Genomic DNA, 8,410 nt, shown 5'->3' on the forward strand with positions numbered 1-8,410 from the left:
CCTCACAATTTGGATAGATTCAATACGGACAAGTCGATTGCGGTCAATTGGTATACTTTGTAATCAGTATAACACGGTTTAAGCCGTTTTGAAATAGGTTTTTCACACTTTCTAACAACATTATTCGAGCAAAGTGCAACAAAAATGCCACACACGGCAGTGCCGGTGCGGCATGGGGGTCATTTGGTTTCCTTGTTGTCGTTCTGCGCGGTGTCGTCCTGCCCGGCGCGGTGCAGCATCTCCCGCAATGTGGGCAGACTGCGCAGCTTTTTGCCGTGCCGGAGTTTCGGGTAGGCACGCAGCATACGGCGGGGACCCACGATGCGGGGCGTGCGCAGCAGCTGCGCCTGCATCTCCTCGCTGCGCTGCTGCAGCTCTGCCGCCAGCTGTTCCAGCTGCAACAATTCAGCAGCACGCTCGGCAGTGCCTTTGGCAGCAAGACGGGCGGCGTTGGCGGCTTCGACAGCGTTCAGTCGGGCGTCCTCGCTGGCGCGGCGGGCGGCTTCGCTGGCTTCGGCGGCCTTGGTGCGGATGGCGGCCATGGTCTCACGGGCAGAGGGGCGTTTTCCGGCGGCGTCCCGCGCCTCGGCGGCGGCAAGCTTGAATTGCAGCCGTCCCTCGTCCAGTTTCTGGTCGGCGGTCAGGGTGGTGGTGCCCAGCAGCTGGGTCATGGCATCGCTGACGGCGTGGATGCTGTCGCCCAGCTGCTCCATGGTGTCCAGCGTATCGGCCAGCGCAGAGGCAGCAATGGCGGTAGCCACCACGTCCACCGCATACACGGCGTACAGAAAGCACATGAGGATGACCCCCACAAAGGGCGGGATGAGGGCTACAAGGTCCGCCACCACCGGGTGCACGATGCGCATGACCACCAGCGTGCCCACGCCCCACAGCAGGCAGAATTCCAAGCAGATATAGCCCCCGATGTTAAAGGGGAAATCGCTGTAATCCCACCAGCGGGTGTGGTAGAGCTTATACAGTGCCCAGCCGCCCACCAGCTCCAGCGCACTGGGCAGGATGACGCCGCCGAGATACAGCAGCAGGACGCTGTGCTGCAAGGGCGTAAGCGCAAACAGCACAATGATCATGCCAAAGCCGTAGATGGGGCAGACCGGGCCATTCAAAAAGCCCCGGTTCACCAGCTGACCGGTGGTGGCGGCGGCATAGATGACCTCCAGACACCAGCCCATGCAGGAATAGATCAGGAAATAGGCCAGAATATGGTACAGCGAGAACCCGCATACCATAGTCCCGGTGAGAAAACTAACCATGAGCACCTCCGTTCTTCAGTTCTGTTTGGATACGATCTTATATTCGTCCCCCGGCTCAAAAAAGGGACAGGCAGCGGTATTGTGCGCAAGATAGCGCGCCATCTCGTCCTCGTCCAGCGCAGCGCCCTGTGCGCAGTAGTAGCTGCCGTATTCGTCCTGAACATTATTCAGGCACAGCTCACAGGGGTCAGACATTTCCTTCGCCTTCCTGTGCGGCGGCTTCGGCGGCAGCTTCCCGCGCCATCCGCTTGAGCACCTTGGGGTCTACCCATGTCACGCTGTCGGCACCGGGCTTTTTGCGGGCAATGAGCGCCTTGATTTTAATACCCATCTCGGTGAACATTCCCTCGTGCTCGGTGCGGATGTTCCACGCCGGCTCGTTCTCGTGCAGGTCGTAGGTGATCCACTCGATGTCGTAGCCGGAAGCGGGGAAGTACTCCACGCTGTCCCGGAACAGATCATCGTCGTCGGTCTTGAAGTAGATCTCGCCGCCGTCTTTCAGGAACTCGCGGTAAGCGATGAGCTGGCGCGGGTAGGTAAGGCGGTGCTTGTGGGAGGAGTCGTTCTTGCTCCACGGATTGCAGAAGTTGATGTAGATGCGGCTGACTTCATCCTCCGGGGTGATAACGCCCTTGATGCGCTCGATATCGGTGCTCATGATCTTTACGTTGTCGATGGGACGTCCCGCTGCCTGATAGGCGGCTTCGATCTTGCGCTTGGCAAGGATGAGCACCTTGTCGGTGATGTCGATGCCCAGATAGTTATTTTCCGGGTGGGCGCAGGCCAGCTGGGAGATGAAGCCGCCCTTGCCGCAGCCCAGTTCCAGAATAAAGGGCTGCTCCGGGCGGGCATACTGGCCGTGCCATTTGCCGCCCCAGATGAGGGGCTCGTGCACATGGAAATCCGCGGCCATCAGTTCGTCGTGGGCATAGGGTTTGAAACGCATTCTCATAGTTTGTTGTTCTCCTTGATGTTGTGTGAAACTCCCTCAGTCGCCTGACGGCGACAGCTCCCTCTGGGAGGGAGCCTTTGGCAGGAAGGGAAGGTTTTACCTTAGATCATAAAGTTTCCGGTTTCGCCAGAGGCCCCATCTCAGAGGATGACTTCCCCCGCTCCGGGGGAAGATGTCACCGCAGGTGACAAAAAGGGGCATCTGGCACGGCGAAGCCGTGACTGGGGGAGTTTATTTTTGCTCCCGCAAAAATGCTTCCACCTGCTCCGGGGTGGCGGCGCAGCTGCCCTGACAGATGCCGGGCTTGCCGCCGCCGCGTCCGTTCAGGGCGGCGTTCAGTGCCTTGGTCATGGCGCGCACATCGCCGTCCCGCCGGGCAAGGCAGTAGCCGGTGCCCTTTTCGGTGGGGGTCAGGGCGGCGCACAGGCCGGTGGTGGCTTCGGTCAGGCGGACAGCCAGCCGGTGCAGCCCGTCCGGGTCCAGCCCCGGCAGGGTGCGGATGGCGTCTGCATCGGGCGCGGTCAGCTGCGCAAGGGCGTCAAACAGCTGGCTGCACAGTCCGAAGTGTGTAAATTTAAGCGCAGTATACTCGTCGTATATGCGGTGTACCGCCACAGCGGTCTGGTCGGCCTTGGCAGAGAGCAGCGCGCCGATGTCTGCCTGCCGGGCGCGCATGGCCTGCGCCGCCGTCAGCGCACGCGCACCGCATACCACGCTCAGCCGCACACCGCCCTTGTAGTTCTCGCTGGCAAGGATCTTGATCTGCCCCACCTGACCGGTGGTGCGGGTATGAGTGCCGCAGCAGGCGCAGACGTCCGCACCCGGGATGGTCACGATGCGCACCTGTCCCTCGATCTCCTTTTTGGAGCGGTAGACAAGGGCGGCAAGCTCCTCCCGGGTGGGGTAGCTGATGAGCACCGGCACATCCTGCCACACGATGCGGTTGGCGGCAAGCTCTGCCTGCCGCAGCCCCTCGGGGCTGATGGGCACGCTGGTGTCCATGCGCACCACCTCGCTGCCCACATGGAAGCCCACATTCTCCGCCCCGAACATCTGGTGCAGAATGCCGGAAAGGATATGCTCGCCGGTGTGCTGCTGCATCTTATCGAAACGCCAGTCCCAGTCGATGCAGCCGGTCACGGCTGCGCCGGGCGCTGCGGCAGCGGGCAGGGCATCCACCGTATGCCAGATGACACCCGCCTGCTCGTGGACGTCCAGCACCTGCAGCACCGTGCCGTCCGGCAGGGTCAGAGTGCCCCGGTCGGCGGGCTGACCGCCGCCCTCCGGGTAGAACACCGTGCCGTCCAGCGCAATGCGCCCGCCGCCGGTCTTTTCGTCCGGCTCTGCGGCAAGGATGACGCTTTCGCATTCGGTGCGGAAAGCGTCCTGCTCAAAGTATTTTTCTGTGCGCTGCATCGCGCGAGTACCTCCTGTAAAATAGAACGATTGAAAATGCCCAAAGTACCCCTTCCGTCTTGCCGCTTTGCGGCAATCCACCTTCCCCAAGGGGACGGCTAACTCCCCCAGTCATCGCTGCGCGATGCCAGCCCCCTCGGAGATGGGGCCTTTGGCAGTACGGTAAAGCTTCCGGGTGAAACGGAAAACTTACGGGAGCGCTAAAGCCGCCCCCTTGGGGAAGGTGGCTGCGACCAGCGGGAGCAGACGGAAGGGGTACTCCCGGACAAGCAGCTTCGCGGTTTAGCCGCAAACTTTCCCGCTATGCCAAAGGCTCCCTCCCAGAGGGAGCTGGCAAAACCGTCAGGTTTTGACTGAGGGAGTTGAAAGCGTCATCTTTTTCAGTATACCACGATTTTTGCCTGTGGAAAATAGTTTGCGGTTATGTTATGATAGGAAACAACGAATATTCCCGAAAATTGACAGCGAGGAAGGTAACGGATCATGCGTGAAAGTGGTATTCTGATGCCGGTATCCAGTCTGCCCGGCCCTTACGGGATCGGCTGCTTTGGCAAGGCGGCATTTCAATTTGTGGATTTCCTGTCTGCGGCAGGACAAACGATCTGGCAGCTGCTGCCGCTCAGCCCCACCGGCTACGGCGACAGCCCCTACCAGAGCTGCTCTGCCTTTGCGGGCAACCCCTATTTTGTGGATTTGGAAACGCTGGAAAAAGAGGGTCTGCTGACCGCCGCAGACCTCAAGGCAGAAAGCTGGGGCAAAGACCCGCTGGAAGTGGACTACGGCACCTTGTACGTCAGCCGCTTTGCGGTGCTGCGCAAGGCCTACGCCGCATGGCGCAGCCGGTGCGCCGGGCTGCACGGCTGCACCTACTACTACCCTGACGACTACTACGCCTTTACCCTTGCCAACGAGGACTGGCTGGAGGACTATGCCCTGTACATGGCGCTGAAGGTAGCCAACAAGATGAAGAACTGGGTGGAGTGGAACGCCCCCTACCGCCGCCGCGACAAGGCCGCGCTGGCTGCCTTTGCTGCCGCAAACGAAGAGGAGATCGGTTTCTGGAAGTTTGTGCAGTACAAGTTCAGCGTCCAGTGGCAGGCGGTCAAAGCCTATGCCAACGAGAAGGGCGTGCAGATCCTGGGCGATATCCCCATCTACGTCTCTGCCGACTCGGTGGACGCATGGGTGGGCGGCAAGCTGTTTGAGCTGGATGCCGACGGCCGCTTTGCCCGGGTGGCAGGCTGCCCGCCGGACTACTTCTCCGCAGACGGCCAGCTGTGGGGCAACCCCCTGTACGACTGGGCGTACCACAAAAAGACCGGCTACGCTTGGTGGGTGCGCCGGGTGCGCCACGCACTGGGCATCTACGACCTGCTGCGCATCGACCACTTCCGCGGCTTCGACACCTACTGGGCGATCCCGGCCACCAGCACCACCGCCCGCACCGGCAAGTGGGAGAACGGCCCCGGCATGGAGCTGTTCGATGCACTGGAAGCCGCACTGGGCAAGCTGCCCATCATTGCCGAGGACTTGGGCGAATTGTTCCCCAGCGTGCGTAAGCTGCTGGCCGACAGCACCTTCCCGGGCATGAAGGTGCTGCAGTTCGCCTTCGGCGGCGGGGACAACGAGTATCTGCCCCATAACCACGTCAAGAACGGTGTGGTCTACCCCGGCACCCACGACAACACCACCCTGACCGACTGGTGGGAGAACGGCGCTTCCAAAAAGGAAAAGGCCACCGCTGCGGCCTACCTGCACCTGACCTCCTGCAAGCCCACCGCCAAGGAGGTGGCAGCAGTCAAGACTGCCGCCGCGCGCACCGCGCTGCTGCGGGCGGCGCTGGGCTCGGTGGCGGACAGAGCCATCATTCCCATGTACGACTGGCTGGGTCTGGGTGCCGAAGCGCACCTGAACACCCCGGGCAAGCTGGGCGGCAACTGGGCATGGCGCGCCAAAGCCGGTTTTGACTCCAAAACCCTTGCCGCACAGATCGAAGCCGAGTGCGCCGTGTACTGCCGTTGCAATGCAGACGCTCAAAACGTGAAAGAATCAGCAATTTGACAGAATTGTAAAAACTGCCGTAAAAATTTGTGCGTTTTGCTGGAAAAATCTGTATTTCAATGGTATAATAGCCGTAAGTTCCCGGATTTGTGGGAAAATTGGAATTTCGCCCGTCGGAAGCGGCGGCGCGTACTGATGATGGGGAAATTACAGATGGACAGAGAATGGACAGAGCAGAATCTGCGCGCCTTTGCCGAGGGCGCACAGGCTGCGTTTGAGACGGTATTGCTGGACGAGTTGCCACAGGACACCGGCTGGCAGGACGAGGGCTTACAGGTGAGCTATGCCCTGTGCAACGGCCGGGTAAGCTGCGTGCTGCACCGCACGGTGCGGGCAGACGGCAAGCTGTGGCGGATCACCATGTCTGCCCCGCTGGCGGGCAACCTGCTGCCGGAAGAGCGCATGAGCGCCCGCGAGCGGGAGCTGTGCCGCGAGGACCTGAACCACGATTTTCTTTCTGGCGTGTACAACCGCCGCTATCTGGAGACCGTGATCGCAGCCGAACTGGACCGCTGGGCGGAGCAGGGACGCAAGGCCGCTGTGGCACTGATATCGCTGGATCACGGCGCACAGCTGCGGGACACCTACGGTCAGCCGGTGATGGATCAGCTGATCTGCTTTGTGGCAAACCAGTGGAAAAAGTATTTCGACATCCCGGGCAGTCAGATCGTCTGCCGCCTGACCGGCACCACCTTTGTGGTGGGCTGTCTGGACTTGGACGGCGGGCAGCTGGCACAGCAGATGCGGAACATCTACGCCGAAATGCCCCACGAGTGCGTCACCTCCATGGGTATGATGAAGCGGGTGCCTTTCACCCTGAGCGTTGCGGTGGCAGGGCTGGACGAGCTGGACAGCGCCGCCAACTGCTGGCAGCGTCTGTACGCCATCTGTGACGAGCGGCTGCGCGGCATCCAGATCTCCGGCGGCAATAAGATCTGCTGAGAAATAACGTATATAATCCCCCTTTGAGCACATAATAGATGCCAAAGGGGGATTTTTTGTATGGAAAACCAGAAAAACGACAACCTGAACCTGCTGGAAGCGGTGGTGCAGAACACCGAGATGGGTAAGAACACCTTGGAGCAGATTTTACCCATGACCAACGATGTGCAGTTCAAGGCCGAACTGCTGCGCCAGCGCAACATCTATCACCAGCTGAATCAGGAAGCACACACTGCCATCGAAGCCTGCGGCGGCAGCGCGCAGGGGCAGAGCACCATGGCAAAGCTGAACACGAAAATGGGCATCGGGCTCAAGACCCTTACGGACAAATCTACCCGCAATCTGGCGGAGATGCTCACGCAGGGCAGCGGCATGGGGGTGGTGGACTGCGTGAAAAGCTGCAAGGACTACCCCAACGCCGCCCCGGGCGCAAAGCGCCTTGCCCAGCGCCTGCAGGATTTTGAAGAGGATAACCGCATCCAGCTGGAACGGTTTTTGTAAATACGTTCCACCCCATGAAAACACAAAGTCGGGCAGCCTGCGGGCTGTCCGACTTTGTTCTGGTTAAAATAATTTTCCGCTATTGCGGGCATTTACTCCCACAGCTTCTCGGGGTACTGACCCTCGGCGGTCTTGCGGGCGATGGCATCCACCACCAGAGGTTTATCCTCCCGGTAGGTAACACCGAACCACTTATCGGTGCTGCGCAGCACCTGGATTTTCGCCTTGTTCTCCTCGATCAGTTCGGTCACCACCAGCGGCAGGAAGTACTCGCACTTCAGGGGATTCACCGGCAGATTCTCGGTCAGCCAGCCCGCAAAGCGCTGCTCGGCCTCGTCCAGAAAGCTTTTACCGAAGCCCCACAGGTTCATGCTCACGGGGGTGTCGCCGGGCAGGTCTACCCAGCTCTCGCCGCCGTCCTCGGTGTAGTGTGCACCGCCGCCGCAGGGCTCGATGCGGGTGCGCTCGGTCACGCTTTGCAGGGTGCCGTCCTCGTTTTTGATGCACACGCCGCGTGCCACGCTGCCGTTCTCGGACAGGGTATTTTTCAGCAGATAGCTGACCATGCAGTAGCGGTAGAAATCATCATCGGCGTGGGTGGACAGGTAATCGTACATCACCTGAAACGCCTCCGGGCCGTAGTAGTCGTCCGCATTGATGACCGCAAAGGGGCCGTCAATGAGGGGCTTTGCAGCCAGCACGGCATGGCAGGTGCCCCAAGGCTTTACGCGCCCCTCCGGCACGGCAAAACCTGCGGGCAGCTCTTCCAGCTGCTGGAAAGCGTACTTCACATTCATCGCTTTCGCCACGCGGTCACCGATGGCAGCTTTGAAGGCATCCTCGATCTCGTGCTTGATGACAAAGATCACGGTCTCAAAGCCGGCGCGGCGGGCATCGTAGAGGGAGTAGTCCATAATGACCTGTCCGTTGGGGCCCACCGGGTCGATCTGCTTCATGCCGCCGTAACGGCTGCCCATGCCGGCAGCCATGACGACCAGTACCGGTTTATTCATCTTCATTTCCTCCTGTATCTGCCGGGGTTTCCGGCGTTGTAGCGTTCTGCGCCTATTATACACTGCTTCGCCGCCTGTGGCAAGGCGCAGAAGAACGGGACGATTTTGAATGCGCTCCGCGTTGCTCTGCGCATCATCAGCGGAAGAATTATTTATAATTTCGGGGTTCAGGAAAGTCTGCGGACTTTCCTGAACCCCATTTTCACGGGAGGGGGCGTGGAGGGAAACAGCAGTTGCAGCGCCGCTTTCTGCGA

Annotated in this window: 8 protein-coding genes; 3 read left to right on the forward strand and 5 right to left on the reverse strand. The window is 60.4% G+C overall.

Going from position 1 to position 8,410, the window contains the following annotated elements:
• Window positions 1-179: 179 nt before the first annotated feature.
• The 4 genes from WMO20_RS09360 to WMO20_RS09375 form a co-directional block, all read right to left on the reverse strand.
• Entirely contained in the window at window positions 180-1,271 is a 1,092-nt protein-coding gene (locus WMO20_RS09360) for a putative ABC transporter permease (RefSeq protein ID WP_349186640.1), read from the reverse strand.
• Window positions 1,272-1,286: 15 nt separating this feature from the next.
• Complete coding sequence (locus WMO20_RS09365; RefSeq protein ID WP_097785226.1) at window positions 1,287-1,466, reverse strand: DUF6472 family protein; 180 nt, start codon at window positions 1,464-1,466, stop codon at window positions 1,287-1,289.
• Window positions 1,459-2,223 (reverse strand): tRNA (guanosine(46)-N7)-methyltransferase TrmB, encoded by a 765-nt coding sequence (gene trmB, locus WMO20_RS09370; RefSeq protein WP_112091370.1) that lies wholly within the window; start codon window positions 2,221-2,223, stop codon window positions 1,459-1,461. The genes WMO20_RS09365 and trmB overlap by 8 nt, the downstream gene beginning before the upstream one ends.
• 231 nt (window positions 2,224-2,454) lie before the next feature.
• Entirely contained in the window at window positions 2,455-3,639 is a 1,185-nt protein-coding gene (locus WMO20_RS09375) for an alanyl-tRNA editing protein (RefSeq protein WP_349186642.1), read from the reverse strand.
• Window positions 3,640-4,122: 483 nt separating this feature from the next.
• On the opposite strand from WMO20_RS09375, the gene malQ reads away from it, so the two are divergent.
• The 3 genes from malQ (at window position 4,123) to WMO20_RS09390 (ending at window position 7,143) form a co-directional block, all read left to right on the forward strand.
• Window positions 4,123-5,700: a 4-alpha-glucanotransferase gene (gene malQ / locus WMO20_RS09380; protein ID WP_349186643.1), complete on the forward strand. Its 1,578-nt coding sequence runs from the start codon at window positions 4,123-4,125 to the stop codon at window positions 5,698-5,700.
• Window positions 5,701-5,835: 135 nt separating this feature from the next.
• Complete coding sequence (locus tag WMO20_RS09385) at window positions 5,836-6,642, forward strand: GGDEF domain-containing protein (RefSeq protein WP_349186644.1); 807 nt, start codon at window positions 5,836-5,838, stop codon at window positions 6,640-6,642.
• A 60-nt stretch (window positions 6,643-6,702) separates the two neighbouring features.
• Window positions 6,703-7,143: a hypothetical protein gene (locus WMO20_RS09390; RefSeq protein WP_006735368.1), complete on the forward strand. Its 441-nt coding sequence runs from the start codon at window positions 6,703-6,705 to the stop codon at window positions 7,141-7,143.
• 92 nt (window positions 7,144-7,235) lie between these two features.
• Here the strand turns inward: WMO20_RS09390 and WMO20_RS09395 are convergent, their stop codons facing one another.
• A complete protein-coding gene (locus WMO20_RS09395; protein WP_308563932.1) occupies window positions 7,236-8,156 on the reverse strand; it encodes a nucleotidyltransferase family protein in 921 nt (306 codons plus the stop codon).
• Between the last annotated feature and the right edge of the window lie 254 nt (window positions 8,157-8,410).

It is taken from the genome of Faecalibacterium intestinale (assembly GCF_040096575.1).
Classification (GTDB): Bacteria; Bacillota; Clostridia; order Oscillospirales; family Ruminococcaceae; genus Faecalibacterium; species Faecalibacterium intestinale.